The 24,657-nt window shown below is 68.9% G+C and carries 23 protein-coding genes; 17 read left to right on the forward strand and 6 right to left on the reverse strand.

The features are described from left to right. Window positions 1-176: 176 nt before the first annotated feature. The 7 genes from AB3K92_RS29720 to AB3K92_RS29750 all read left to right on the forward strand — a co-directional run bounded on the left by AB3K92_RS29720 (window position 177) and on the right by AB3K92_RS29750 (window position 5,838). Window positions 177-713 carry an NUDIX domain-containing protein gene (locus AB3K92_RS29720; RefSeq protein WP_059497824.1) on the forward strand — a complete coding sequence of 179 codons (537 nt, stop codon included), beginning with the start codon at window positions 177-179 and terminating at the stop codon, window positions 711-713. Between the two features lie 139 nt (window positions 714-852). Then, window positions 853-1,290, forward strand: coding sequence for a thioesterase family protein (locus AB3K92_RS29725; RefSeq protein WP_021157113.1), 438 nt, complete (start codon window positions 853-855; stop codon window positions 1,288-1,290). 9 nt (window positions 1,291-1,299) lie between these two features. Further along, on the forward strand, window positions 1,300-2,235 hold the full coding sequence (locus AB3K92_RS29730) for a branched-chain amino acid ABC transporter permease (protein ID WP_124922898.1): 936 nt from the start codon (window positions 1,300-1,302) through the stop codon (window positions 2,233-2,235). Further along, window positions 2,228-3,457: a branched-chain amino acid ABC transporter permease gene (locus AB3K92_RS29735; RefSeq protein WP_059497820.1), complete on the forward strand. Its 1,230-nt coding sequence runs from the start codon at window positions 2,228-2,230 to the stop codon at window positions 3,455-3,457. The genes AB3K92_RS29730 and AB3K92_RS29735 overlap by 8 nt, the downstream gene beginning before the upstream one ends. Further along, on the forward strand, window positions 3,454-4,206 hold the full coding sequence (locus tag AB3K92_RS29740) for an ABC transporter ATP-binding protein (RefSeq protein ID WP_369466440.1): 753 nt from the start codon (window positions 3,454-3,456) through the stop codon (window positions 4,204-4,206). Before AB3K92_RS29735 ends, AB3K92_RS29740 begins: the two co-directional genes overlap by 4 nt. Beyond that, a complete protein-coding gene (locus AB3K92_RS29745; RefSeq protein ID WP_059812390.1) occupies window positions 4,203-4,907 on the forward strand; it encodes an ABC transporter ATP-binding protein in 705 nt (234 codons plus the stop codon). The genes AB3K92_RS29740 and AB3K92_RS29745 overlap by 4 nt, the downstream gene beginning before the upstream one ends. A gap of 184 nt (window positions 4,908-5,091) precedes the next feature. Then, window positions 5,092-5,838, forward strand: coding sequence for a glucose 1-dehydrogenase (locus AB3K92_RS29750; RefSeq protein ID WP_021162382.1), 747 nt, complete (start codon window positions 5,092-5,094; stop codon window positions 5,836-5,838). Window positions 5,839-5,890: 52 nt separating this feature from the next. On the opposite strand, the gene AB3K92_RS29755 is transcribed toward AB3K92_RS29750, so the two are convergent. The 5 genes from AB3K92_RS29755 to iolC all read right to left on the reverse strand — a co-directional run bounded on the left by AB3K92_RS29755 (window position 5,891) and on the right by iolC (window position 12,232). After that, on the reverse strand, window positions 5,891-6,385 hold the full coding sequence (locus AB3K92_RS29755) for a heme-degrading domain-containing protein (protein ID WP_369466444.1): 495 nt from the start codon (window positions 6,383-6,385) through the stop codon (window positions 5,891-5,893). Window positions 6,386-6,465: 80 nt separating this feature from the next. After that, window positions 6,466-7,284 (reverse strand): 5-deoxy-glucuronate isomerase, encoded by an 819-nt coding sequence (iolB, locus tag AB3K92_RS29760; RefSeq protein WP_048025939.1) that lies wholly within the window; start codon window positions 7,282-7,284, stop codon window positions 6,466-6,468. Window positions 7,285-7,327: 43 nt separating this feature from the next. Next, window positions 7,328-8,257: a myo-inosose-2 dehydratase gene (gene iolE, locus AB3K92_RS29765; protein WP_369466446.1), complete on the reverse strand. Its 930-nt coding sequence runs from the start codon at window positions 8,255-8,257 to the stop codon at window positions 7,328-7,330. 62 nt (window positions 8,258-8,319) lie between these two features. After that, window positions 8,320-10,203 carry a 3D-(3,5/4)-trihydroxycyclohexane-1,2-dione acylhydrolase (decyclizing) gene (gene iolD, locus AB3K92_RS29770; RefSeq protein ID WP_369466448.1) on the reverse strand — a complete coding sequence of 628 codons (1,884 nt, stop codon included), beginning with the start codon at window positions 10,201-10,203 and terminating at the stop codon, window positions 8,320-8,322. A gap of 70 nt (window positions 10,204-10,273) precedes the next feature. After that, window positions 10,274-12,232 carry a 5-dehydro-2-deoxygluconokinase gene (gene iolC, locus AB3K92_RS29775; protein ID WP_059706707.1) on the reverse strand — a complete coding sequence of 653 codons (1,959 nt, stop codon included), beginning with the start codon at window positions 12,230-12,232 and terminating at the stop codon, window positions 10,274-10,276. Window positions 12,233-12,547: 315 nt separating this feature from the next. Here iolC and AB3K92_RS29780 point away from each other — a divergent pair, with 315 nt between their 5' ends. The 8 genes from AB3K92_RS29780 (at window position 12,548) to AB3K92_RS29815 (ending at window position 21,628) form a co-directional block, all read left to right on the forward strand. Next, entirely contained in the window at window positions 12,548-13,474 is a 927-nt protein-coding gene (locus AB3K92_RS29780) for a sugar ABC transporter substrate-binding protein (protein ID WP_027787741.1), read from the forward strand. A gap of 68 nt (window positions 13,475-13,542) precedes the next feature. Further along, window positions 13,543-15,126 carry a sugar ABC transporter ATP-binding protein gene (locus AB3K92_RS29785; protein WP_042976999.1) on the forward strand — a complete coding sequence of 528 codons (1,584 nt, stop codon included), beginning with the start codon at window positions 13,543-13,545 and terminating at the stop codon, window positions 15,124-15,126. Window positions 15,127-15,153: 27 nt separating this feature from the next. After that, window positions 15,154-16,179, forward strand: coding sequence for an ABC transporter permease (locus AB3K92_RS29790; protein WP_021162374.1), 1,026 nt, complete (start codon window positions 15,154-15,156; stop codon window positions 16,177-16,179). Between the two features lie 75 nt (window positions 16,180-16,254). Then, window positions 16,255-17,166, forward strand: coding sequence for a sugar phosphate isomerase/epimerase family protein (locus AB3K92_RS29795; protein WP_021162373.1), 912 nt, complete (start codon window positions 16,255-16,257; stop codon window positions 17,164-17,166). A 59-nt stretch (window positions 17,167-17,225) separates the two neighbouring features. Continuing rightward, entirely contained in the window at window positions 17,226-18,239 is a 1,014-nt protein-coding gene (locus AB3K92_RS29800) for a Gfo/Idh/MocA family protein (RefSeq protein ID WP_059484327.1), read from the forward strand. Window positions 18,240-18,257: 18 nt separating this feature from the next. Further along, window positions 18,258-19,184, forward strand: a complete 927-nt coding sequence (locus AB3K92_RS29805) for a TIM barrel protein (RefSeq protein WP_369466452.1) — start codon at window positions 18,258-18,260, stop codon at window positions 19,182-19,184. A 56-nt stretch (window positions 19,185-19,240) separates the two neighbouring features. Continuing rightward, window positions 19,241-20,413, forward strand: a complete 1,173-nt coding sequence (locus tag AB3K92_RS29810; RefSeq protein WP_021162370.1) for a Gfo/Idh/MocA family protein — start codon at window positions 19,241-19,243, stop codon at window positions 20,411-20,413. 330 nt (window positions 20,414-20,743) lie between these two features. Beyond that, window positions 20,744-21,628, forward strand: coding sequence for a MurR/RpiR family transcriptional regulator (locus AB3K92_RS29815; RefSeq protein WP_021162369.1), 885 nt, complete (start codon window positions 20,744-20,746; stop codon window positions 21,626-21,628). An 80-nt stretch (window positions 21,629-21,708) separates the two neighbouring features. Here AB3K92_RS29815 and AB3K92_RS29820 read toward each other — a convergent pair whose 3' ends face one another. After that, window positions 21,709-23,229, reverse strand: a complete 1,521-nt coding sequence (locus AB3K92_RS29820) for a CoA-acylating methylmalonate-semialdehyde dehydrogenase (RefSeq protein ID WP_027787736.1) — start codon at window positions 23,227-23,229, stop codon at window positions 21,709-21,711. A 113-nt stretch (window positions 23,230-23,342) separates the two neighbouring features. Here AB3K92_RS29820 and AB3K92_RS29825 point away from each other — a divergent pair, with 113 nt between their 5' ends. Together AB3K92_RS29825 and AB3K92_RS29830 are read left to right on the forward strand one after the other, a co-directional pair. Beyond that, window positions 23,343-24,278, forward strand: coding sequence for a LysR family transcriptional regulator (locus AB3K92_RS29825; protein WP_059652440.1), 936 nt, complete (start codon window positions 23,343-23,345; stop codon window positions 24,276-24,278). Window positions 24,279-24,395: 117 nt separating this feature from the next. After that, window positions 24,396-24,623, forward strand: coding sequence for a sulfurtransferase TusA family protein (locus AB3K92_RS29830; protein WP_006402122.1), 228 nt, complete (start codon window positions 24,396-24,398; stop codon window positions 24,621-24,623). The last annotated feature ends 34 nt before the right edge of the window (window positions 24,624-24,657 follow it).

The raw sequence follows: 24,657 nt of genomic DNA on the forward strand, positions 1-24,657 counted from the left end.
GGCGCGAACGCTGGCCGGGCGTCGGCGGATGGCATCGCCCGCGCGATTCCGGCCGGTTCGTCCGGCTGTCGCGGAAATCCTCGGCGCCGCGCAAACTCGCTAGAATCGAGACTTTCCCGCGCCGAGCGCGACCGGCGCCGCCGTTGCAGGCGGCCCCGGTCGCCCCGTCTCCATCGATGACCACTGCCGATTACCGCTTTTGCCCGCGCTGCGCGAGCCCGCTCACCGAGCGTGCCGATCCCGACCACGAAGGCGGCCGCATCCGCCAGGCCTGCCCCGACGGCACCTGCGGCTACGTGCACTGGAACAACCCGCTGCCCGTCGTCGCCGCGATCGTCGAACTCGACGGCAAGATCCTGCTCGCGCGCAACGCGGCCTGGCCCGAAGGCATGTTCGCGCTGATCACCGGCTTCCTCGAGAACGGCGAAACGCCCGAGGACGGCATCGCGCGCGAGGTGTTCGAGGAAACGGGCCTGAAGGCCGAGCACGTGTCGCTCGTCGGCGTGTACGAATTCATCCGCAAGAACGAACTGATCATCGCGTATCACGTGCGCGCGTCGGGCACGGTCGTGCTGTCGCCGGAACTGCTCGAATACAAGCTCGTCGATCCGCCGCTGCTGCGCCCGTGGCGCGCCGGTACCGGTGTCGCGCTCGCCGACTGGATGCGCGCGCGCGGCCTCGATTTCGAATTCGTCGACCGGCCGGGGCAGTGACGGGCCGGCCCGTGCACAGGGTTTTCTCCGCCGTGCCGCGTGCGATCGCGACGCGGCGCTTCACCCGTTGCCGGCGCGCCGTGCCCTGCGGCCGCCGTGCTTCGTCTGCTTCGCTTCCCACGTCCTGATCGCCATCGCCATGTCCGACAAGCCGCAACCGCGTCCGCGCGACGCCTACCGCCACTTCCTGCCGATCACGACCCGCTGGATGGACAACGACGTCTACGGGCACGTGAACAACGTCGTCTACTACAGCTACTTCGACACCGTCGTGAACGAGTACCTGATCCGCGCGGGCGTGCTCGACGTCGAGCACGGGCAGACGATCGGGCTGGTCGTCGAGACGCAGTGCAACTACTTCGCGCCGCTCGTGTTCCCGCAATCGGTCGATGCGGGGCTGCGTGTCGTGAAGCTCGGCACGTCGAGCGTGCGCTACGAGGTCGGGCTGTTCGCGCAAGGTGATGCCGCGCCCGCCGCGCAGGGGCATTTCGTGCACGTGTACGTCGATCGCGGGACACGCCGTCCCGTGCCGCTGCCCGACGCGTTGCGCGCCGCGCTCGAGCCGCTCACTGCCTGACGGCTCGCGGTGCACGCGCTCGCGCTCCAGGTCTTCAACGGCCTCAGCTACGGCTTGCTGCTGTTCATGCTGTCGGCCGGCCTCACGCTGATCTTCAGCGTGCAGGGCGTGCTCAACTTCGCGCATGCGAGCTTCTACATGCTCGGTGCGTATGTCGGCTACAGCATCGCGGCGCAAGCGGGCTTCTGGCCCGCGCTCGTGCTTGCGCCGCTCGCGGTCGGGCTGCTCGGCGCCGGCTGCGAACGCGCGCTGCTGCGCCGCGTGCAGGCGCGCGGCCATACGAGCGAACTGCTGCTGACCTTCGGTCTCGCTTACCTGATCGGCGAGGGCGCGAAACTCGTCTGGGGTCTCGCGCCGTTGCCGGCGCCCGTGCCGCCGCTGTTCGACGGTGCGCCCGTGAGCGTGTTCGGCCTCGCGTTGCCGCGCTACCGGCTGTTCATGATGGCGATGTCCGCGACGATGCTGGTCGCGCTCGGCGCGCTGCTGCGCGTATCGCGCATCGGGCTCGTCGTGCGTGCGGCGCTCACGCATCGTGCGGCCGTCGAGGCGCTCGGCTACGACGTGCCGCGCGTGATGACAGGCCTGTTCGGCGCCGGCACCGCGCTCGCGGCGCTGGCCGGCGTGATCGGCGCACCGCTGGCGGTGATCGAACCCGCGCTGGCCGAGACCGTCGGGTCTGTCGTGTTCGCGGTCGTCGTGATCGGCGGGCTCGGCTCGCTCGGCGGCGCGTTCGTCGCGTCGCTCGCGGTCGGTTTCGCGCAGACCTTCGCGGCCGCGAGCGACACGTCGCTGCGCGACCTCGCGTCATGGGCCGGCATCGTGTTGCCCGACAGCGTGGCCGCGGTGTCGATCGCGCAACTCGCGCCGCTGGTGCCGTACCTGCTGCTCGTCGCGGTGCTGGTCGCGCGGCCGCGCGGGCTGTTCGGAGAACGGGTCGATGCGTAGCCGCGTGCTCGCCGGATGCACGCGCTGGGCGCTGTTCGCCGCGTGCTTCGTGCTGCCCGCGTGGCTGTGGCCGCACGGCGCGGTGCTCGGCTATCTTGCGCAGACGGCTGCGCTCGTCGTGCTCGCGCTGTCGTACAACCTGCAGCTCGGCACGACCGGGCTGCTGTCGTTCGGGCATGCGGCGTTCGCGGGCCTCGGCGCGTTCGCGGCCGCGCACTGGTTCAACCATATGGGCGGCCCGCTGCCGCTGTTGCCGCTCGTCGGCGGCGTGGCCGGCGCGGGATTCGGATTCGTTGCCGGGTTGCTCGCGACACGCCGTTCCGGCACCGCGTTCGCGATGATTACGCTCGGGCTCGGCGAATGCGTCGCGGCCGCCGCATGGAGCGTGCCGGCATGGTTCGGCGGTCTCGGCGGCGTGCCGATCGACCGCGCGGGCGGCACGACGTGGGGCGGCTGGCAGTTCGGCGCGCCGGCGCACGCGTATGCGGTGATTGCCGCATGGTGTGTCGCGTCGGCATGGGCGATGCACGCGCTGACGCACACGCCGCTCGCGCGGCTCGCGAACGCGGTGCGCGACAACCCGGCGCGCGTCGCCGCGCTCGGCACCGATCCGCGCCGCGTGCGGCTCGCGATGGTTACCTGCGCGTCGTTCTTCGCGGGTATCGCCGGCACACTGACGTTGATCGACGTCGAGCTCGCGACGCCCGACAGCGTGTCGATGGCGCGCTCCGCGACCGTGCTGATCGCGACCGTGATCGGCGGCACCGGCGCGTTCTTCGGGCCGGCGGCCGGGGCCGCCGTGCTGACCGCGCTGAGTGTCGTCGTCGCGGGCGTGTCGCGCGCGTGGGCGCTGTATCTCGGCGTGCTGTTTGTCGTGATCGTCGTGGCCGCGCCGCGCGGGATCGCCGGTATCGCGCAAGCGGTCGCGCACGCGTTGCGGCGCGGCGCGCCGGGGGCCGAGCGGTGGCGCCTGCTGTGCGGCATCGGCGCGTGCGTGTTCTGGGGCGTCGCGGTCGTGTGCGCGGCCGAGCTCGGTTATGCATGGCGCTTCGCGCAGGACGACGGCTCGGGCCTCGCGTTCGGTGCGTGGGGCATCGATGCCGATACGCCGGCCGGCTGGGCCGTCGCGTGTTCGGCGGCGGGCATCGGTGCGCTGCTGTGGGGCTGGCGCGCGCGCTTCGCGCAGGGTGCACGGCCTGGCAAGCGGGAGGACCGGCGATGAACGGCAACGCGATCGCGCTGCATGGCGTCGTGCAGCGCTTCGGTGCGCAGACCGTGCTCGACGGCGTCGAGCTGAGTATCGCGGCCGGCGAGCGCCATGCGCTGATCGGGCCGAACGGCGCGGGCAAGTCGACGCTGTTCGGCGTGATCGCGGGCGCGACGCGGCCGACGCGCGGGCGGGTCGTGCTGCACGGCGTCGACCTGCGCGGGCGCGGGCCGGTCGTCGCGAGCCGCCTCGGCATCGGCCGCAGTTTCCAGCAGACGAGCGCGTTCGCGCGCCTGAGCGTGTTCGACAACCTGCGCTGCGCGGCGCTGCATGCGCCCGCCGAACGGCGGCGCTGGTGGAACCGGCTGCGCGAATCGGCGTCGGTCGATCTCGCGGCCGCGCGCGTGCTGCACGACATCGGGCTCGCTGCGCGGCGCGGCGCGCTGGCCGCCGAACTGAGCTATGCGGAACAGCGCGCGCTCGATCTCGGGATCGCGCTCGCGAGCGGCGCGCGCACGCTGCTGCTCGACGAACCGACGGCCGGCATGAGCCGCGAGCAGGCGGCGCGGATGATCGCGCTGATCCGCGCGACGACGCAGGGCCGCACGGTGCTGATGATCGAGCACGACATGGACGCGGTGTTCGGTTTCGCCGAACGCATCACGGTGCTCGTGCGCGGCGCGGTGGTCGCGACCGGCGCGCCCGATGCAATCCGTGCCGATTCGCGCGTGCGCGCCGCGTATCTGGGAGAGGGGCGCGCATGAGCGCACTGCTCGACATTCGCGGCCTGCGCGCGTGGTACGGATTGCAGCCCGTGCTCGACGGCGTCGATCTTGCGCTGGCACCGGGCGAGACGCTCGCGCTGCTCGGCCGCAACGGCTCGGGGCGCTCGACGCTCGCGAAGGCCGTGCTGGGGCTCGTGCGCACGGCCGGCTCGGTGCGCATCGCCGGTGCCGAATGCGCGGGTGCGCGCACGTTCGAGATCGCGCGGCGCGGTGTCGCTTACGTTGCCGAAAGCCGCGACGTGTTCCCGCTGCTGACGGTGCGCGACAACCTGCGGCTCGGGCTGCGCGGTGCCGGCGGTGCGGCCGAACGCGCGGCGCTCGAACGCCTGTTCGACCGTTTCCCGCTGCTGGCCGCGCGCACGGACGTGAAAGCCGGGCGGCTGTCTGGCGGCGAACAGCAGGTGCTCGCGCTGGTGCGTGCGCTAGCCGGCCGCCCGCGCGTGCTGATCGTCGACGAGCCGGCCGAAGGGCTCGCGCCGCTCGCGGTCGACGAAGTCGGCGCTTGCCTCGCCGCGCTGCAGGCCGACGGCGTCGCGATCCTCCTGATCGAGCAGCGGCTGCAGTTCGCGCCGCGGCTCGCACGGCGCGTCGCGGTGATGGGGCGCGGACGGATCGTCTACGACGGCGCGCTCGACGGCCTGGGCGGCGAGGTCGCCGATGCGTGGCTGAGCGCCGGCTGACGGCGCGCGATCGATTGTTCGGCAAACTCCGCCAGTCAATTCGTGTCGAGCCGCTTTATCGCGGCGGTGCCGCACCGTACATTGCCAGTCAGGCCGGTCGTCATCACAACGCGTCGACGCGTCAACGCATCGTCGCGGCAACCGGCGCCATCCATCGAAGGTCTTCTGACTGAGGAATGAAATCATGAGCAAGCTGGCAGGCAAGGTCGCGATCGTCACGGGCGGATCGAAGGGCATCGGCGCGGCAATCGCGAAGGCACTGGCCGCCGAAGGCGCGTCGGTCGTCGTCAACTATGCGAGCAGCAAGGCGGGTGCCGACGCGGTCGTCGGCGCGATCGTCGAAGCGGGCGGCCGTGCGGTCGCGGTGGGCGGCGACGTGTCGAAGGCAGCCGACGCGCAGCGCATCGTCGATACGGCGATCGACACGTACGGCCGTCTCGACGTGCTCGTCAACAATTCCGGCGTGTACGAATTCGCGCCGATCGAGGCGATCACAGAAGAGCACTATCGCCGTCAATTCGACACGAACGTGTTCGGCGTGCTGCTGACGACGCAGGCAGCCGTCAAGCATCTCGGCGAAGGCGCGAGCATCATCAACATCAGCTCGGTGGTGACCAGCATCACGCCGCCCGCCAGCGCCGTCTACAGCGGCACCAAGGGCGCGGTCGACGCGATCACCGGCGTGCTCGCGCTCGAACTCGGCCCGCGCAAGATTCGCGTGAACGCGATCAACCCGGGGATGATCGTGACCGAGGGCACGCACAGCGCGGGCATCATCGGTTCGGATCTCGACAAGCAGGTGCGCAGCGAGACGCCGCTCGGCCGCCTCGGCGAGCCGGACGACATCGCGTCGGTGGCCGTGTTCCTCGCGTCGGACGATGCACGCTGGATGACCGGCGAGCATCTCGTCGTGAGCGGCGGGTTGAACTGATCGTGCGGGGCGGTGCATCGGCGCGCTTGCGCCGGTCGTGCCGCCGTTGTCGTTACGCGTGCGGCGCAAGCGCGTAACGGCCGACGTGCCACTGCAGGCTCTCGACGACGAGCGCGTGATTGTGTTCCGAGTCGAGCCCCGCGATCGTCATCGCGCCGACGATGCCGGCCCCGGCAACACGCAACGGCACGCCGCCGCCGTCGAGCGCATAGTCGTCATCCGACAGCCCCTGCGACTGCAGCGACCAGCCGGCGCGACGAAAGCGCTCGCCGACCGCGAGTGAGCTGAGACCGAAGCGCAACACCGTGTTCTGTCGCCGGCGGATCGCGTGGTTGTCGTTCGCGTGGCTGCCGTCGAGCGCGCAATAGAACAGCGGCGCCTGCTCGCCGACGATGCTCACCGCGATCGGCAGCCCGCGGCGCGACGCGAGGTTGACCGCGATCTCGCCCATCCGGCGGGCAAGCGCCGCATCGAAGCGCGGCAGCGCCGGGTTCGACGCGTCGTCGTCGAACGGGTGGGGATCGAGGCGAAAGAGGGTCGTCACCATGGCGGCTCCGTGGCGTTCCCGGCGCTGGGTGCGCGTGCCGGGCATCGCATCGTCACGGGCCGCGCGCGCCCGTTTTCCATTCAGCGCTTCGGCGCCGCGTCGAGCATCCATTCGTGCGCGGGGTCGTTCCTGAACGCCCACGCGCGGCTCGGTCCGGCCATCACGTTCAGGTAGTACAGGTTGTAGCCGTGCGGCGCGACCACCGGATGGTAGCCGCGCGGCACCATCACGACGTCGTGGTTCTCGACCGCGCACGCTTCGTCGAGGCTGCGGTCGTCCGTGTACACGCGCTGGAACGCGAAACCCTGCGGCGGATCGATCCGGTGGTAGTAGGTTTCCTCGAGCGAGGTTTCGTCGGGCGCCGCGTCGCGGTCGTGCTTGTGCGGCGGATAGCTGCTCGAATGGCTGGCCGGCGTGACGACCTCGACGACGAGGAGGCGCTCGGCCGCCGGGTTGTCGCCCATCAGGATGTCGCATACGTAACGCGTATTGGTGCCTTGCCCGCGTACCGAGCGGCGCATCCGTTCGCCGTCGAGGCGTTGCACGGGTTTGTCGCCGCTCGCATACGGCGCGGTGCACAGCGCGATTTCCGCATCGCGCGTCGCGACCAGCGTGACCGTCTTGCCGCCCGGCACGTACAGCGCATCGGGCGATACGTCCTCGAATACGCTGTCGCGCTTGCCGAGCGCATCGTGGGTCGTGCCGTCGACCTCCGCGCGCACCGTGCCCGTGAGCACGACGACGCACAGTTCCCGCGTACCCGTGTCGAGCGTTTCGGTGTCGCCGGCTTTCAGGCGCAGCGCGCGAAAGCCGACGTGCTTCCAGCCGGCCGATTCCGGCGTGACGTTGCAGATTTCGCGGTCGGCAGAGGCTTTGACCAGCAGGGGAGAAATCGTCATGGGGTGGGGCTCCGCAATGGGGGGACAGCGGGGGTGACGGGGCTCACGCGCTCAAGCGGTCGACGATCGCGCGCAGCGATTCGTAGCCCTTCTTCGCATACGCATAACTCGGCGCGACGGCCGGATCCTGCTCGGCCTCGACGACGAGCCAGCCTTCGTAGCCGGCATCCTTCAGCGTGCGCAGCGTCGCCTCGTAGTCGAGCGCGCCGTCGCCGGGCACCGTGAAGGTGCCGTTGATCACGCCGTTCAGGAAGCTCCAGCCGCTGTTGCGCGCCTGCGTGACGACCTGCGGCCGCACGTCCTTGCAATGCACGTGGACCACGCGCGATACGTGTTTCTTCAACAGCGTCACCGGGTCGGCCGCGCCGCCGAAATACGCGTGGCCGGTATCGAACAGCAGGAACACCTTCGCCGGATCGGTCAGCGCCATCAGCCGGTCGACGTCGTCGGGCGATTCGACGTATGCGCCCATGTGGTGATGGTAGGCGAGCTTGATGCCGTACGTGTCGAGCAGGTGCGCGCCGAATGCGTCGAGGCGGGCCGCGTAGCGCCGCCATGCGTCTTCGTCGACGAAGCGCGGCCGCTTCGCGACCGGCGTGTCGATGTTGCCCTGGATCGTGCCCGCGCATTCGCCGTAGACGACCACGTTCACGTCGTTGTATTGCAGCTTCGTCATGTGCGCGCGGCAGCGCTCGATCTCCGCGGCGACCGCATCGGCGTCGCTCATGCCCGGCGCGACTTCCGCGAGGAAACCCGAATACCAGCCCGACACGCACACGAGCCCGAACCCGGCAAGTTTCGCCTTCAGCTCGGGGCCCGACTTCGGAAACTTGTTGCCGAGCTCGAAGCCCGCATAGCCGATTTCGGCGCCTTCCTTCAGCGCCGTTTCGAGCGGCGTCTCGCCGCCGAGCGACGGCAGGTCGTCGTTCATCCACGACAGGGGATTGATACCGATGCGGACGTTCCAGCTCATGACGGGCTTCCTTGGTTCGAATGTGTTTTTCGCGGGGAGGGTGCGTGGAGCAGCGTGCGCCATCAGCGCCGCTGCCGGGTCTTCGCGTCGAGATACGCGCGGTGCGCGTCCTCGACGCCGGCGCGTTCGGACACCTGCGGCACGGCAACTTCCCACCATGCGCCGCCGTCGTCGGTCGTGCGCTTGTGCGTGGTGTCGATCACGAGCACCTGGCTCGTCTTCGCTGCGCGGGCGCGCTTCATTTCGCTGCGCAGCTCGCCGATGTCGCGCACGTGCACGGCGTCGGCACCCATCGCGCGCGCGTGCATCGCGAAGTCGATCGTCGAGCGTGCGCCGCCTTCGGGCACGCAGTCGTCGAGCATGTTGTTGAAGCTCGCGCCGCCGCAGTTCAGTTGCAGCCGCTCGATGCAGCCGTAGCCGCGGTTGTCGAGGATCACGACGACGATCTTGCGGCCGAGCATCACGGACGTCGCGAGTTCCGCGTTGAGCATCATGTACGAGCCGTCGCCGACGATCACGATCACTTCGCGCTCGGGCCGCGCGAGCTTCGCGCCGAGGCCGCCCGCGACCTCGTAGCCCATGCACGAGTACGCGTAGTCCATGTGATAGTTGCCCGGCACGCCGCTGCGCCACAGCTTGTGCAGTTCGGCCGGCAGCGTGCCGGCCGCGCACACCACGAGGTCGTCGCGCGCGCTGTCGCGCCCCGCGTCGGCCGCGGAGTCGCGCACCGCGCCGATCACTTCCGCGTCGTAGGGCAGCGTGTCGTTCGGCACGTGCGTCGTGAGTTCGGTCACGCGCGCGTTCCATGCGGCGGCCTGGTCGCGGTTGCTGGCCGTCCATGCCGGATCGGCGTGCCAGCCGGCCAGCGCGGCCGACAACTGGCCGAGGCCCGTGCGCGCGTCGGCGACGAGTTGCCGGCCGCGTTTCTTGCCCGCGTCGAACGGCTGCACGTTCAGGCTCAGCAGCGTCGCGTTGCCGTAGAGCGCATGCGAGCCGGTCGTGAAGTCCTGCAGCCGCGTGCCGACCGCGAACACCACGTCGGCCTGCGCGGCCGCGCGGTTCGCGGCGGGCGAGCCCGTCACGCCGATCGAGCCGAGGTTCAGCGGGTGGTCCCACGCGAGGCTGCCCTTGCCGGCCTGCGATTCCGCGACCGGCACGCCATGCATGTCGGCGAACGCACGCAGCGCGTCCCACGCCTGGCTGTACAGCACGCCGCCACCCGCGACGATCAGCGGCTTCTTCGCGGCCTTCAGCACGTCGAGCGCATCGGCGAGCTCGAGCGCGTCGGCCGGCGGCCGGCGCATCCGGATAACCGGCGGCGCGAAGAAATCCTCGGGCCAGTCGTACGCGAAGGTCTGCACGTCCTGCGGCAGCGCGAGGCACACGGGGCCGCACTGCGCGGGGTCGGTCATCACCTGGATCGCACGCGGCAGCGCGACGAGCAGCTGCTCGGGCGACGTGATCCGGTCGAAGTAGCGCGTCACCGGCCGGAAGCAGTCGTTCGCGCTGACGTCGCCTTGCTCGAAATCCTCGACCTGCTGCAGCACGGGGTCGGGCAGGCGCGACACGAACACGTCGCCGGGCAGCAGCAGCAGCGGCAGGCGGCCGACGTGCGCGAGCGCGGCGGAGGTCAGCATGTTGGTCGCGCCGGGGCCGATGCTCGACGTCGCGGCCATCATCCGCTGGCGGAAGTTCGTTTTCGCGAACGCGATCGCCGCGTTCGCCATCCCTTGCTCGTTGTGTGCGCGGAACGTCGGCAGCCGGTCTTTTTCCGCATGCAGCGCCTCGCCGAGCCCGGCCACGTTGCCGTGGCCGAAGATCGCGAACACGCCGCCGCAGTAGGGCAGGATCTCGACGCGGCCGTCGGGCTGGACGACTTCGGCGCGCAGGGCGGCCAGGTAGCGCACGAGCGCCTGGCTGACGGTCAGTCTTACGGTAGAGGTCATGTCGGTCGGTGAAGAGGATTCGGGTGGATCATCGCGGGCGTCGCTTCGTGCTGTGTCACGTCACGTCACGTCACGCCGCGGCGGCGCGGGCGGCCGCCGCACGGCGGCCGAGCCACGCATCCACGAGCTGCGCGAAGTTGCCGGCCACTTCATCGATCAGCGCCTGGTCGTCGATCCGGCCGGCGAACCAGTTCAGCGATGCATCAGCCCACAGCGTGCGCCCGACCATGAAGCCCTTGACGATCGGGTTGGTCGCCGAGCGGAAGCTGTCGACGAGGTATTGCAGCGGCTGGTTCAGACCGAGGATCACCGCGCCACGGCAGTGCGGGTCGCGCTCGGCGATCAGCGCGGCTAGCCGTGCCCAGCCGTCGGCGCTCAGCGGCGTGAGCTTCCACCATTCGGGTTTCACGCCGAGGTTGTAGAAGCGCGCGATCGTGCGCAGCACCGCGTCGTCCTCGGTGCCGGCCGGCGTGACCGCGCGCGGCGGAATCATTTCGAGCAGCAGTTCGTTGCCGCTGGCGCGCGTGGCTTCCCACAGTTCCAGCACGCGCTGCTCCTGTTCGACGCGCAGGTCGACCTGGTCGTCCGGATGATAGTGAACGAGGCACTTCACGACCTGTTCGGTCGGCCAGTGCGTGAGCGACGAGCCGACCGAGCGCGTTTCGTCGAAGCGCAGCGGCCGCGAGCCCGGCAGCTCGACCGGGCGGCCGACCCACCAGCCGCGCCCGGTGGCCGACGCCAGCGCGTCGCTGCCGTAGCCGCCGCCGTCGATCAGCACGCCGACATGGCCTTCGATATGACGATCTCGCTCGACCTGCTCGACCGCGCGCACGAGCAGGCGCTTGAGCGTCCTGATCCGCGCTTCGTCGGCGCCGGCCTGCACCGCGAGTTCGTAGAACTGGCTGCGATGATCGAACGCCATCACGCACAGGTCGTCCCATTCGCGGCGCGGCACCGTCACGCGATGCAGGTGCGCGAGCGTGTGATCGGCATCGACCTGCGGATTGCGGCTGCCGTCGAACCAGTGCGCGAGTTCGGCCGGCGTCGGCATCGCGGCCGAGCACGCATGGCGCGACACGACGATCGCGCCGCACGCGTTCGCGATGCGCGTCGATTCGGCCCAGTCGCGGCCGCGCAGCAGCCCCGACAGCAGGCCCGACAGGAACGCGTCGCCCGCGCCGAGCACGTTGAGCACCTCGACGCGTTCGCCGAGGAAGGTCGGCGCATCGTCGATGCGGGCGGGAATGTCGCCTTCGATCACGCAGCAGCCGAGCGCGCCGCGCTTGACGACCAGCGTCGCGTTCGTGATGGCGCGCACCGCCTGCAACGACCCGATCAGGTCGTGCGGCACGCCGCCCGCGATCAGGAATTCCTCCTCGGTACCGACCAGCAGGTCGAATTCGCCGAGCACCTGCTGCAGCTGACGCGTCACCTGCGCGTCCGGCACGTAGCGGTTCTCGCCCGCGCCGCGCGCGGTCAGTCCCCACAGCACGGGCCGGTAGTCGATGTCGAGAATCCGCACGACGCCATGGCGGCGCGCATAACCGAGCGCGGTCAGCGACGCCTCGCGCGTGCCCGGCGTCGACAGATGCGTGCCGGTGATCGCGAGCGCCCGGCAGCCGGCGATGAAGTCCTCGCTGATCTCGTCGGCGCGCACGGCCATGTCCGCGCAGTTCTCGCGCACGAACAGCAGCGGGAACGTGTCGCGATCCTTCAGCCCGAGCAGCACCAGCGCGGTGAGGCGTTCGCGGTCGGTCTGCAACTGGCTCGTGTCGCAGCCTTCGCGCTCGAGCGTCTCGCGCAGGAAGCGGCCCATCTGCTCGTCGCCGACGCGCGAGATCATCGCGGTCTTCAGCCCGAGCCGCGCCACGCCGAACGCGACGTTGCCGGACGAGCCGCCGAGATACATCTGGAAGCTGCGCGCGTCTTCGAGGCGGCTGCCGTACTGCTGCGCATAGAGATCCACGGCCACGCGGCCGAGGCAGGCGAGATCGATGGGGCGGTCACTCGGAAAGTTCAGCAGGCTCATATCACGTGTCACGCTCGCGGCCGGCGTTCGGCAATGCCGGCGGATTAGGGGACCGATCCGGTCGCGACCGTCCGCACCGTGTATTGCACGACGCGGGACTGCCTGCCGCCAGGAATCGGGCTACGGACGCAGTCTAGACTTTTTGGAAATCCAGTTCCCTAGGTGAAATCACGTAGAAATAAATTTCCAAATTTTCGAGGAAGTGATCTACAGTTTCATCCGGATGCTTCAGTCCGTATCGGATTCGATCGGACTCGGCCCGGCGGCGCGCAACGCGCCGTCTTCCGCCCCCGGAGATGAGGAGACAGATTGATCATGAAGACCAAGCTGATGGCCGTCGCGGCCGCCGCGATCCTGGCTGCGCCGCTCGCGCATGCCGAGAAGATCGGCGTGACGATGGCGTCGTTCGACGACACGTTCCTGACCATCCTGCGCAACAGCATCGCCGATTCGGCGAAGAAGGACGGCGCGACGGTACAGATCGAGGACGGCGGCAACGACGTCGGCAAGCAGTTGAGCCAGGTCCAGAACATGATTGCGCAGAAGGTCGACGCGATCATCGTGAACGCGGTCGATACCGACGCGACGCCGAAGATCACGAAGATGGTGACAGCCGCGAAGATCCCGCTCGTCTACGTGAACCGCAAGCCGGTCGATTTCGACAAGCTGCCGGCCGGCGTCGCGGTCGTCGCGTCCGACGAGAAGCAGTCGGGCACGCTGCAGGCGCGCCAGGTGTGCAAGCTGCTCGGCGGCAAGGGCGACCTCCTCGTGCTGATGGGCGAGCTGTCCAACGAATCGGCGCGCGCCCGCACGAAAGACATCGAGGACGTGATCGCGACGAAGGATTGCGCGGGCATGAAGATCGTCGACAAGCGCGAGGGCAAGTGGAGCCGCACGCAGGGCCAGGACATCACGATGAACTGGCTGAGCTCCGGCACGAAGTACGACGCGATCATCTCCAACAACGACGAGATGGCGATCGGCGCGATCAATGCGCTGAAGGCCGCGCGCAAGTGGACGCCGAAGACGATCGTCGCCGGCATCGACGCGACGCCCGACGGGCTCGCCTCGATGAAGAGCGGCGAGCTGAAGGTGTCGGTGTACCAGAACGCGTCCGGGCAGGGGCAGCAGGCCGTCGCGGCCGCGCTCAAGCTCGCGAAGAAACAGCCCGTCGACCGCTACGTGAACGTGCCGTTCGAGCTCGTGACGCCCGAGAACATGAGCCAGTACGCGAAGCACTGACCGGTGATCCGTTGAACTGCGCGTGCCCGGCATGACCGGGCACGCGCGCGACTCGTCGAGGAACGTCCATGTTTACAGCCAGGATCGCGCGCCCGATGGCCGGCGACGATGCGTCGGCCGGTGCGTCGGGTTTGTCCGGCGCGTCGGCCCCGCCGGCTTCTTCCGCGGCCGACTGCGTGCTCGAGGTGCGCGGTGTCGGCAAGTCCTTCCCGGGCGTCGTCGCGCTCGACGGCGTGCAGTTCCGCGTGCGTCGCGGCACCGTCCATGCACTGATGGGCGAGAACGGCGCGGGCAAGTCGACGCTGATGAAGATCATCGCGGGCGTCTACACGCCCGACGAGGGCGAAATCCTGATCAACGGCGAGCCGGTCGTGCTGAACGGCCCGCTCGATGCGCTCGATCGCGGCATCGCGATGATTCACCAGGAACTCAACCTGATGCCGTACATGACGGTCGCGGAGAACATCTGGATCCGCCGCGAACCGAAGAACCGCTTCGGCCTGATCGATCACGCGGCGCTGCGCCGCCAGACGGCCGCGCTGTTCGAGCGGCTGTCGATCGACATCGATCCGGAAACCGACGTGCGCACGCTGACGGTCGCGAGCCGCCAGATGGTCGAGATCGCGAAAGCCGTGTCGTTCGACTCGGACGTGCTGATCATGGACGAGCCGACTTCCGCGCTGACCGACAAGGAAGTCACGCACCTGTTCCGGATCATTCGCCAGCTGCGCGAGCAGGGCAAGGGCATCGTCTACATCACGCACAAGATGAACGAGCTGTTCGAGATCGCCGACGAGTTCTCGGTGTTCCGCGACGGCAAGTACATCGGCACGCATGCGTCGAGCGACGTCACGCGCGACGACATCATCCGCATGATGGTCGGGCGCGAGATCACGCAGATGTTCCCGAAGGAGGAGGTGCCGATCGGCGACGTCGTGCTGTCGGTGAAGAACCTCGGCGTCGACGGCGTGTTCCGCGACGTGAGCTTCGAGCTGCGCGCGGGCGAAATCCTCGGCGTGGCCGGCCTCGTCGGCTCGGGGCGCTCGAACGTCGCGGAGGCGCTGTTCGGCGTCGTGCCGGCCACGTCGGGCGAGATCCGGATCGACGGCAAACCGGTGCGGATCGCGACACCCGCGCAGGCGATGAAGCACGGGATGGCCTTCCTCACCGAGGATCGCAAGGACACCGGCTGCTTCCTGAATCTCGACCTGCTCGCGAACATGGAAGCGGCGGTGCTCAGCAACCGCTACGTGAAGTTCAATTTCGTGCGGCAGGCGCAGCTGAAGCGCGACTGCGAGGAAATGAGCCGGATGCTGCGCGTGAAGTCGCCCGGGCTGCACGAGGAGATCCAGAACCTGTCGGGCGGCAACCAGCAGAAGGTGCTGATCGGCCGGTGGCTGCTCACGCAGCCGCGCATCCTGATCCTCGACGAACCGACGCGCGGCATCGACGTCGGCGCGAAGGCCGAGATTCACCGGCTCGTCAGCGCGCTCGCCGGCAAGGGCGTCGCGGTGCTGATGATCTCGTCGGAAATGCCGGAAGTGCTGGGAATGAGCGATCGCGTGATGGTGATGCACGAAGGGCGCATGACCGGCATCGTCGATCGCAAGGACGCCGACCAGGTCCGCATCATGGATCTCGCGTCGCGCTGAGCCGAAACAAGACTGGAGACAAATGAAATGGGCAACCTGAACCCGGCTGCGGATGCGCAGACCATGACGATCAAGGCGCGGCACATGAAGTGGCCGCCCGAACTGAGCATCTTCCTCGTGCTCGTCGGCATCAGCCTGTTCTTCGAGATCGTCGGCTGGATCGTCGTCGGCCAGAGCTTCCTGTTCAATACCGAGCGGCTCGAGATCATCGTGCTGCAGATGGCCGTGATCGGCATCATCGCGGTCGGCGTGAACCTCGTGATCATCACCAGCGGGATCGACCTGTCGTCGGGCTCGGTCGTGGCTGCCGCGGCGGTCGTGTCGGCAAGCCTCGCGCAGGTGTCCGACTTCCCGCGCGCGGTGTTCCCGCACCTGACCGACCTGCCGATCATCTGGCCCGTGCTGGCCGGCGTGTGCGTCGGGCTGCTGGTCGGCCTGCTGAACGGCTCGCTGATCGCGATGACCGGCATCCCGCCGTTCATCGCGACGCTCGGCACGATGGTGGCCGCGCGCGGGTTCGCGAAGTGGTTCACCAACGGGATGCCCGTGTCGATGCTGACCGACCAGTTCGCGGCCATCGGCGCCGGCGCCAATCCGGTGATCATCTTCCTCGTGATCGCCGCGATCTTCCACGTCGTGCTGCGCTACACGCGCTTCGGCAAGTACACCTACGCGATCGGCGCGAACCGTCACGCGGCCGTCGTGTCGGGCATCAACGTTACGCGCCACCTGATCTTCGTCTACGCGATCGCGGGCCTGCTGAGCGGGATCGCCGGCACCGTGACCGCCGCGCGCGCGATCTCGGGCCAGTCGGGCATGGGCGTGATGTACGAACTCGATGCGATCGCGGCCGTCGTGATCGGCGGCACGTCGCTGTCGGGCGGGCTCGGCCGCGTGACGGGCACCGTGATCGGCGTGCTGATCCTCGGCGTGATGACGTCGGGCTTCACGTTCATCCGCATCGACGCGTATTACCAGGAGATGGTCAAGGGCGCGATCATCGTCGCGGCCGTGATCGCCGACCAGTACCGCAACAAGAAGAAGCGCCGCTGACCGTCGTGCATCGCCGGACGAGGGCGGCACGTGCCGCCGCGTTCGTCCGTAACCCACTGTCGCCGAGGATTTTCGATGAAGATCGCGCTGGACCCCTACATGATTCGCCACCTGCCGCTCGACCGCCTGCCGCACGCGGTGGCCGAGCTCGGCTACGACCAGATCGAGCTGTCGCCGCGCAGCGACTTTCTCGACTGGTGGGTGATGCCGCGCGCGACGCGCGAGCGGATGGCCGCTTTCCGGCAGGCGATGCGCGCAAGCGGCGTCGGCCTCGCGTCGCTGCAGCCGATGTACCGCTGGGCGAGCCCGTTCGAGGACGAGCGGTTATGGGCCGTGCGCTGCTGGAAGAAGGCGATCGAGGTGGCGGTCGAGATGGAGTGCGCGCTGATGGTGTCGGAGTTCGGGCGCGGCGCGTCGCCCGAGCGCTCGGTCGGCGAACGGCCGGGCGCGAACCCGAAGGAGCTGTGCGAAGCCGCGTGGTTCCGTTCGATGGACGAGCTGCTGCCGATCCTCGAGCGCGAACGCATCGTGCTGTCGGTCGAGCCGCATCCGGAGGACTGGATCGAACAGCTGCAGCCGGCGATCGACATCGTCACGAACATCGGCTCGCCGTCGCTGAAGCTGTCGTACATCGCGCCGCACACGTTCTACTACGGCGACGACATGGCCGCGATGATCGCGCAGGCCGCGCCGATCCTCGCGCACGTGCGCGTGGCCGACACCTTCGACCACCGCAAGAGCAGCCAGCTGCGCTACATCGTGAACCCGCCCGGTTCGAACCAGATCCGCGTGCACCAGCATCTCGACATCGGGCAGGGCGAGATCGACTGGGACGTGTTCTTTCGCGCGCTCGGCGCGGCAGGCTTCGACGGCGTGATGTCGTCGTGCGTGTTCGCGTGGGAGGACCGCGCGGAAGCGTCGTCGCGCTACATGCGCGAGACGATCCGGCGCTACGTCGATCGTTTTTTCGATCGCACCGCGCGCTGACCTATTGCCGACCGGTGCGGCGGGTGTCGCACCGCAGATGAACGACTGGAGACTGTTAGATGACCTTGCAAATCGGCGTGATCGGCTGCGGCGCGATCGGCCAGGACCACATCCGCAGACTGACCCGCACGCTGTCCGGCGCGCGTGTCGTGGCCGTCAACGACATCGATCCGCAGCAGGCGCGCGACGCGGTGACGAAGTACGGGCTCGATGCCGAGATCTACGCCGACGGCCACGAGGTGGTCGCGGCCGCCGATGTGCAGGCCGTGCTCGTCACGTCGTGGGGCCCGACGCACGAAGCGTTCGTGCTCGACGCGATTGCGCACGGCAAGCCCGTGTTCTGCGAGAAGCCGCTCGCCGTCACGGCGGAAGGCTGCATGCGGATCGTCGAAGCGGAAGTCGCGCATGGCAAGCGGCTCGTGCAGGTCGGCTTCATGCGTCCGTACGACGAAGGTTACCGCGCGCTCAAGCGCGTGATCGACAGCGGCGAGATCGGCGCGCCCTTGATGCTGCATTGCGCGCACCGCAACCAGTCGGTCGGCGAGCGCTACACGACCGACATGGCGATCACCGACACGCTGATTCACGAACTCGACGTGCTGCGCTGGCTGCTCGGCGAGGACTACGTGAGCACGCAGGTCGTCTATCCGAAGAAGACGCGCCATGCATCGTCGCATCTCGCCGATCCGCAGATCGTGTTGCTGGAAACCGCGAGCGGCGTGCGCATCGACGTCGAGATCTTCGTGAACTGCCAGTACGGCTACGACATCCAGTGCGAGGTGGTCGGCGAGCAGGGCATCGCGAAGCTGCCCGATCCGCCGGCGGTGGGGCTCAAGCATGCGGCGCGGCAGTCGGTCGAGATCATGACCGACTGGAAGGAGCGTTTCATCGCATCGTACGACGTCGAGCTGCAGGCGTTCATCGACGGCGTGCGCGCGCACGCGCTCACCGGGCCGTCGGCCTGGGACGGTTACGCGGCGGCGGTCGCGGCCGACGCATGCGTGCGGGCGCAAAAGAGCGGGGCGGTCGAATCGATCGCGATGGCTGATCGTCCCGCGTTCTATCGCGGCTGACCTGCCGGAGAGACCGACATGACGATGAAGATTGGCTGCGCGCCCTGCTGCTGGGGTGTCGACGACGTGAAGAACCCGCACCTGCCGCCGTGGCGGCAGGTGCTCGCCGAAGCCGCGCAGGCCGGCTACTCGGGCATCGAGCTCGGGCCGTACGGCTACATCCCGCTCGAACTCGACGTGGTGAGCGCCGAGCTCGAGCGGCAACGCCTGAGCATCACCGCCGGTACGATCTTCGACGATCTCGTGGCGCCGGAGAACCTGCCGAACCTGCTGCGCCAGACGCGCGACATCTGCGCGCTGATCACGCGGCTGCCGAAACTGCCGACGCAGGACGGCCAGCGCTACGCGGCGCCGTACCTGGTCGTGATCGACTGGGGGCATGAAGAACGCGACTACGCGGCCGGCCACGGCGATCGCGCGCCGCGGCTGTCCGGCGAGCACTGGGCGCGGATGGTCGACCATATCCGGCAGATCGCGACGATCGCGCGCGACGAATTCGGCGTGCGCGCGGTGATCCATTCGCATGCGGGCGGCTACATCGAATTCGCGGACGAGATCGACCGGATCGTCGCCGACATTCCGGCCGACACGGCCGGCCTCTGTCTGGATACCGGCCACCTGCATTACTCGGGCATGGACCCGGAAACCTGGCTGCGCCGCCATGCGGCGCGCCTCGACTATGTGCACTTCAAGGACATCGACGCGGCCGTGTACGACGCGGTGATGGGCGAGCACATCGCGTTCTTCGCCGCGTGCGCGCGCGGCGTGATGTGCCCGATCGGCACCGGCGTGCTCGACTACCGGTCGATCCGCCACGCGCTCGACGACATCGGCTACGCCGGGTACATCACGATCGAACAGGAGCGCGACCCGCGCAATGCCGGCACGAGCCTGCGCGACGTCGCCGCGAGCCGCGCGTTTCTCGCGTCGGCCGGCTTCGCATGATGCATCGCGCGTTGCACCCCCGAACCCCCTGAACACGGACCAGGAACACCACCATCATGATTGACGGACAGATTCTGCTTGGACATTCGATTCGCTGGGGCATGGTCGGCGGCGGGCTCGGCAGCCAGATCGGCTACAGCCACCGGTCGGCCGCGTTGCGCGACGGCAGCTTCCAGCTGGTCGCCGGCGCGTTCGACATCGATCCCGAACGCGGCCGCCAGTTCGGCGTGAAGCTCGGCGTCGCCGCCGAGCGCTGTTATCCCGACTACGCGACGATGTTCGACGCCGAGGCGCGCCGCCCGGACGGCATCCGCGCGGTGTCGATCGCGACGCCGAACAACACGCACTTCGAGATCTGCCGCGCCGCGCTGAACGCGGGGCTGCACGTGGTCTGCGAGAAGCCGCTGTGCTTCACGACCGAGGAGGCCGAGGCGCTGCAGCGGCTGTCGGTCGAGAAGAACCGGATCGTCGGCGTCGCATACGGTTATTCCGGACACCAGATGATCGAACAGGCGCGCGAGATGATCGCGCGCGGCGATCTCGGCGAGATCCGCATCGTGCAGATGCAGTTCGCACACGGGTTCCACAGCGAGGGCGTCGAGGCCGCGAGCGCGGCCGCGCGCTGGCGCGTCGACCCGAAGTTCGCGGGCCCGAGCTACGTGCTCGGCGACATCGGCACGCATCCGCTGTACATCTCCGAAGTGATGGCGCCCGAGCTGAAGATCCGGCGGCTGATGTGCTCGCGGCAGAGCTTCGTGAAGAGCCGCGCGCCGCTCGAGGACAACGCGTTCACGATCATGGAGTACGACACGGGCGCGGTCGGGTACGTGTGGTCGAGCGCGGTGAACGCGGGCTCGATGCACGGCCAGAAGGTGAGGGTGATCGGCGCGAAGGCGAGCGTCGAATGGTGGGACGAGCATCCGAACCAGTTGCGCTACGAAGTGCAGGGGCAGCCCGCCCAGGTGCTCGATCGCGGGATGGGTTATCTGCATCCGCACGCATTGCGCGAAGATCGCATCGGTGCCGGGCATCCGGAGGGGCTGTTCGAGGCCTGGTCGAATCTCTATGCGCGCTTCGCGCTCGCGATGGATGCGGCCGACCGCGGCGACGCCGCGGCGTTGAAGAACATTCGCTTTCCGGATGTCCATGCGGGCGTGGAAGGCGTGCGCTGGGTGGAGAACTGCGTGCGCTCCGCCGATGCGGGCGGCGTGTGGATCGACTATCGCTGAACCGGCGGCGCGGGCAGGCTGCTTGCCGCATGTTTCCGCTTCTGCTGCTTCTGCCGCCTTTGCCGCTTTTTCCGTTGCTCGCCGCTTCACCCCGATGGCGGCTTGGTAGACGCCCTAATCTTTACGACGCCGCGAGAGCGTTGGACAATCGCTTCCAGTATCGCCGTGGAGCGTAGGCAAGTGATGATCGAGCGCGTGGGAGCGAGCACGTGGCGCGGGCCGCGCCGCAAACGTGATTAAATTCGCCCTTCATGCATGTGTTCAGGTGAGCCCCGGGCCGCGTCCGTCAGTGTCGCGCGCGCATCGGGGCCGTCAACTTCGCGCTATCCGATGAGTTCATCCGAGAAACCTCCCGCCACCGTCGAGCAGTTCCTGCAGCACCTGACGCAGGAGTACGACGGCCTCAGCAATCGCCTGAAGGTGATTGCGCGCCACGTGGAAACGCATCGGGACCAGCTTGGCCTGGAAGGCATCCAGTCGCTCGCGGAGGCGTGCGGCGTCCAGCCGTCGGCCGTCGTGCGCTTCGCGAAGCATTTCGGCTTTTCCGGCTTCTCCGAGATGCAGCGGCTGTTCCGCGAAGGGCTCGCGCAGCAGATCGCGCCGGGGCGCGCGTACAACCTGCGGCTGCGCGACGTGATCGAGTCGGGCTCGTCGAGCCTGCAGCCCGAACAGATCGCCGACGAGTTCATCAAGGGCAGCATTGCCGGCATGCAGCAGCTGCGGCAGACGCTCGATTCGCAGGCGCTCGCGCAGGCCGTCGACCTGCTCGCCGAAACCCAGGCGATCTGGATCGCGGGCTCGCGGCGCGCGTTTCCGATCGCCGTGTACCTCGACTACGCGCTGCAGCACACCGACAAGCGCATCGGGCTGTTCAGCGCGCTGGGCAGCATGCATCTCGGGCAGATCCGGTCGGTGCGCGAGGGCGACGTGATGATCGTCATCTCGTTCATGCCGTATGCGGAGGAAACCGTGCAGGTCGCACAGCAGGCCGTGCAACGCGGCGCGCGGCTGATCGCGATCACCGACAGCCGGATGAGCCCGCTCGCACGGGAGGCCGAGGTGACGCTGATGGTGCAGGACAGCGAGACGTTCGGCTTCCGCGCGCTGACGGCCACGATGGGCCTCGCGCAGAGCCTGTTCGTCGCGCTCGCGTATCGGCTCGAACTGTCGTACCTGCCGACCGCCGACGGCGCGCACGGCACGAAGGCCGGCTGACGCCGCCTGCCGGTGTACCGGCCGCAAGCGCGGCCGGCACCCGGCAACCGGCACCCGGCCGTCGGCGTGCCTTCAGGCAATTACTTCGCGGTCGGCATCGCGAATTCGGCACCCTTGCCGATGCTCGACGACCAGCGCTGCATCACCGACTTCTGGCGCGTGTAGAAGCGCACGCCTTCTTCGCCGTAGGCGTGCATGTCGCCGAACAGGCTCTTCTTCCAGCCGCCGAAGCCATGCCACGCCATCGGCACCGGAATCGGCACGTTGATGCCGACCATCCCGACCTGGATGCGCCGCGCGAATTCGCGCGCGATGCCGCCGTCGCTCGTGAAGCACGACACGCCGTTGCCGAACTCGTGCGCGTTGATCAGGTCGACCGCCTCGCCGAAGTCCTTCACGCGCACGCAGCCGAGCACGGGCCCGAAGATTTCTTCCTTGTAGATGCGCATGTCGGGGGTCACGTGATCGAACAGCGTGCCGCCGGTGAAGAAGCCTGCCTCGCGGCCCGGCACGCGCAGCCCGCGGCCGTCGACCACCAGTTGCGCGCCTTCGTTCACGCCTTGCTCGATATAGCCCTCGATGCGCTTGAGTGCATCGCCGGTGACGATCGGGCCCATCTCGACTTCCGGCGACATCCCGTCGCCGATCACGAGCTTGCGGGCGCGCTCGGCCACCAGCGGCACGATCTTGTCCGCGACGTCGCCGACCAGCACCGCGACGCTGATTGCCATGCAGCGTTCGCCGGCCGAGCCGTACGCGGCGCCGATCAGCGCGTCGACGGCCTGCTCGAGGTTCGCATCGGGCATCACCACCAGATGGTTCTTCGCGCCGCCGAGGGCCTGCACGCGCTTGCCCGACTGCACCGCGCGTTGCTGCACGTAGGCCGCGATCGGGGTCGAGCCGACGAAGCTGACGGCCTGCACGTCCGGGTGGTCGAGCAGCGCGTCGACCGCCCCCTTGTCGCCCTGGACGACGTTGAACACGCCGGCCGGCAATCCGGCCTGCGTGAGCAGGTCGGCGATGAACAGGGCCGCCGACGGGTCGCGCTCGCTCGGCTTCAGCACGAACGTGTTGCCCGTCGCGATCGCGACCGGGAACATCCAGCACGGCACCATGCACGGGAAGTTGAACGGCGTGATGCCCGCGACGACGCCGAGCGGCTGGCGCATCGTCCAGTTGTCGATGCCGGTGCTGACCTGGTCGGTGAAGTCGCCTTTCAGGAGCTGCGGCACCCCGCACGCGAATTCGATGATGTCGATGCCGCGGGCGACTTCGCCCTGCGCGTCGGAGAACACCTTGCCGTGCTCGGCCGTGATGATCGCCGCGAGTGCGTCGCGGTGCTCGTTCATCAGTTGCAGGAAGCGATGCAGGACGCGCGCGCGGCGGATCGGCGGCGTCGCCGCCCACTCGGGGAACGCGGCATGGGCCGACGCGACGGCCTGCTGCACTTCGCTGTCGTCGGCGAGCGCGACGCGGCGCACCGCGCGGCCGAGCGCCGGATTGAGCACGTCCTGGAAGCGGCCGCTGCGGCCGGAGACGGGCGCGCCGTCGACATAGTGGCCGACGTCGGCGTCGGAGGTGTACGCGGGAACCGGATTCATCGTGTCTCCTGAGGGATCGGGTAGGGTGGACGGCACCCAGTCTAGGCAAACGCGCCGGGCGGGAGAAGGCCGCGCAGCTTGATTCACTGTTCAGAATTCTGAATAATCGGCGGATGAATCAGCAAAATGTCCAGGCGCTCTGGCCGCATATCCATTCGCTGACGGTGCTGGCCGCGGCCGGCAGTTTCACGGCCGCCGCGCAGCGGCTCGGCATCAGCAAGGCCGCGATGAGCCAGCGCATCGCCGATCTCGAAAAAGCGGCCGGCGTGCCGCTCGTGCGGCGCACGACGCGCAGCGTGCGGCTCACCGACGCGGGCCAGACGCTCGTCGACAGCACGCGCGACGCGTTCGAGTCGATCGGGCAGCACTTCGCGCGCGTGAAGGACCTGGCCGGGGAGCCGCGCGGCCTGCTGCGCGTGACGGTGCCGGTCGCGCTCGGGCGCCAGCAGGTCGTGCCGCACCTGCCGGATTTCCTGCGGCGGCATCCGGGCGTGAATATCGAGCTCGACCTGTCGGACCGGCTGCATTCGCTGACGCAGGAGGGTTTCGACCTCGCGATCCGCCATACGACCACCGCGCCGCAGACCCACGTCGCGTGGAAGCTGTGCGACACGCGTTCGCTGCTCGTCGCGAGCCGCGACTACCTCGACGCGCGCGGCGCGCCGAGGCACCCGAGCGAACTCGTCGAGCACAGCTGCCTGTGCTACCTGCGCGAGCACGAGCCGGCCGCGTGGAGCTTCGAGCCGGACGGCCGGCGGCGCGAGCGCGTGAGCGTGCCGGTGCGCGGCAGTTTCGCGGCGAACAACAGCGAGGCGATGCGCGAAGCTGCGCTCGGCGGGCTCGGCATCGCGCTGCTGCCGGACTTCAGCGCGCAGCGCGATCTCGACGCCGGCCGGCTCGTCGCGCTGCTCGACGGCTGGCGGCCGTCAGGCGCGTTCGGTGACCACATCTTCGCGATCCGCCCGTACAGCCCGGTCGTGCCGAGCGCGGTGCGCGCGCTCGTGCGGCACCTGCGGGAACGGCTCGCGGGCGGCTTCTCCGGCGCGTGAACCCGGTGCCCGCGAGGGCCGGGCCCTGGCCTGCCCGGGCAGGCGCGGCGGCGCTGCGGTAAAATCGCGGCTTCTTCCCGCGCCGCGTGTGGCGCGACATTCGAAGGTCGACAGCCGATGCAGATTCACAAGGAAGTGGACGCGCGCGGGCTCAATTGCCCGTTGCCGATCCTGCGTGCCAAGAAAGCGCTCGCCGATATGGAAAGCGGGCAAATCCTCAAGGTGCTCGCGACCGATCCGGGTTCGCAGCGCGATTTCGCCGCGTTCGCGAAGCAGACGGGCAACGAGATCGTCGAATCGACGACGCAGGACAAGACCTTCGTGTTCCTGATGCGCCGCCGCTGAAGGCCGGCGTCATGCTGCCGGCCGCGCCTGGCGC

Source organism: Burkholderia sp. Bmkn7 (assembly GCF_041103175.1).
Classification (GTDB): domain Bacteria; phylum Pseudomonadota; class Gammaproteobacteria; order Burkholderiales; family Burkholderiaceae; genus Burkholderia; species Burkholderia cepacia.

What these genes read in the sequence shown, in the direction of transcription:
- iolB (WP_048025939.1), bottom strand. Translation starts at nt 7,284, where the DNA reads ATGACGATTTCTCCCCTGCTGGTCAAAGCCTCTGCCGACCGCGAAATC.
- AB3K92_RS29785 (WP_042976999.1), top strand. Translation starts at nt 13,543, where the DNA reads ATGTTTACAGCCAGGATCGCGCGCCCGATGGCCGGCGACGATGCGTCG.
- AB3K92_RS29755 (WP_369466444.1), bottom strand. Translation starts at nt 6,385, where the DNA reads ATGGTGACGACCCTCTTTCGCCTCGATCCCCACCCGTTCGACGACGAC.
- AB3K92_RS29720 (WP_059497824.1), top strand. Translation starts at nt 177, where the DNA reads ATGACCACTGCCGATTACCGCTTTTGCCCGCGCTGCGCGAGCCCGCTC.
- AB3K92_RS29815 (WP_021162369.1), top strand. Translation starts at nt 20,744, where the DNA reads ATGAGTTCATCCGAGAAACCTCCCGCCACCGTCGAGCAGTTCCTGCAG.
- AB3K92_RS29735 (WP_059497820.1), top strand. Translation starts at nt 2,228, where the DNA reads ATGCGTAGCCGCGTGCTCGCCGGATGCACGCGCTGGGCGCTGTTCGCC.
- AB3K92_RS29750 (WP_021162382.1), top strand. Translation starts at nt 5,092, where the DNA reads ATGAGCAAGCTGGCAGGCAAGGTCGCGATCGTCACGGGCGGATCGAAG.
- iolE (WP_369466446.1), bottom strand. Translation starts at nt 8,257, where the DNA reads ATGAGCTGGAACGTCCGCATCGGTATCAATCCCCTGTCGTGGATGAAC.
- AB3K92_RS29745 (WP_059812390.1), top strand. Translation starts at nt 4,203, where the DNA reads ATGAGCGCACTGCTCGACATTCGCGGCCTGCGCGCGTGGTACGGATTG.
- AB3K92_RS29740 (WP_369466440.1), top strand. Translation starts at nt 3,454, where the DNA reads ATGAACGGCAACGCGATCGCGCTGCATGGCGTCGTGCAGCGCTTCGGT.
- AB3K92_RS29780 (WP_027787741.1), top strand. Translation starts at nt 12,548, where the DNA reads ATGAAGACCAAGCTGATGGCCGTCGCGGCCGCCGCGATCCTGGCTGCG.
- AB3K92_RS29830 (WP_006402122.1), top strand. Translation starts at nt 24,396, where the DNA reads ATGCAGATTCACAAGGAAGTGGACGCGCGCGGGCTCAATTGCCCGTTG.
- AB3K92_RS29725 (WP_021157113.1), top strand. Translation starts at nt 853, where the DNA reads ATGTCCGACAAGCCGCAACCGCGTCCGCGCGACGCCTACCGCCACTTC.
- AB3K92_RS29800 (WP_059484327.1), top strand. Translation starts at nt 17,226, where the DNA reads ATGACCTTGCAAATCGGCGTGATCGGCTGCGGCGCGATCGGCCAGGAC.
- AB3K92_RS29820 (WP_027787736.1), bottom strand. Translation starts at nt 23,229, where the DNA reads ATGAATCCGGTTCCCGCGTACACCTCCGACGCCGACGTCGGCCACTAT.
- iolC (WP_059706707.1), bottom strand. Translation starts at nt 12,232, where the DNA reads ATGAGCCTGCTGAACTTTCCGAGTGACCGCCCCATCGATCTCGCCTGC.
- AB3K92_RS29810 (WP_021162370.1), top strand. Translation starts at nt 19,241, where the DNA reads ATGATTGACGGACAGATTCTGCTTGGACATTCGATTCGCTGGGGCATG.
- iolD (WP_369466448.1), bottom strand. Translation starts at nt 10,203, where the DNA reads ATGACCTCTACCGTAAGACTGACCGTCAGCCAGGCGCTCGTGCGCTAC.
- AB3K92_RS29795 (WP_021162373.1), top strand. Translation starts at nt 16,255, where the DNA reads ATGAAGATCGCGCTGGACCCCTACATGATTCGCCACCTGCCGCTCGAC.
- AB3K92_RS29805 (WP_369466452.1), top strand. Translation starts at nt 18,258, where the DNA reads ATGACGATGAAGATTGGCTGCGCGCCCTGCTGCTGGGGTGTCGACGAC.
- AB3K92_RS29790 (WP_021162374.1), top strand. Translation starts at nt 15,154, where the DNA reads ATGGGCAACCTGAACCCGGCTGCGGATGCGCAGACCATGACGATCAAG.
- AB3K92_RS29825 (WP_059652440.1), top strand. Translation starts at nt 23,343, where the DNA reads ATGAATCAGCAAAATGTCCAGGCGCTCTGGCCGCATATCCATTCGCTG.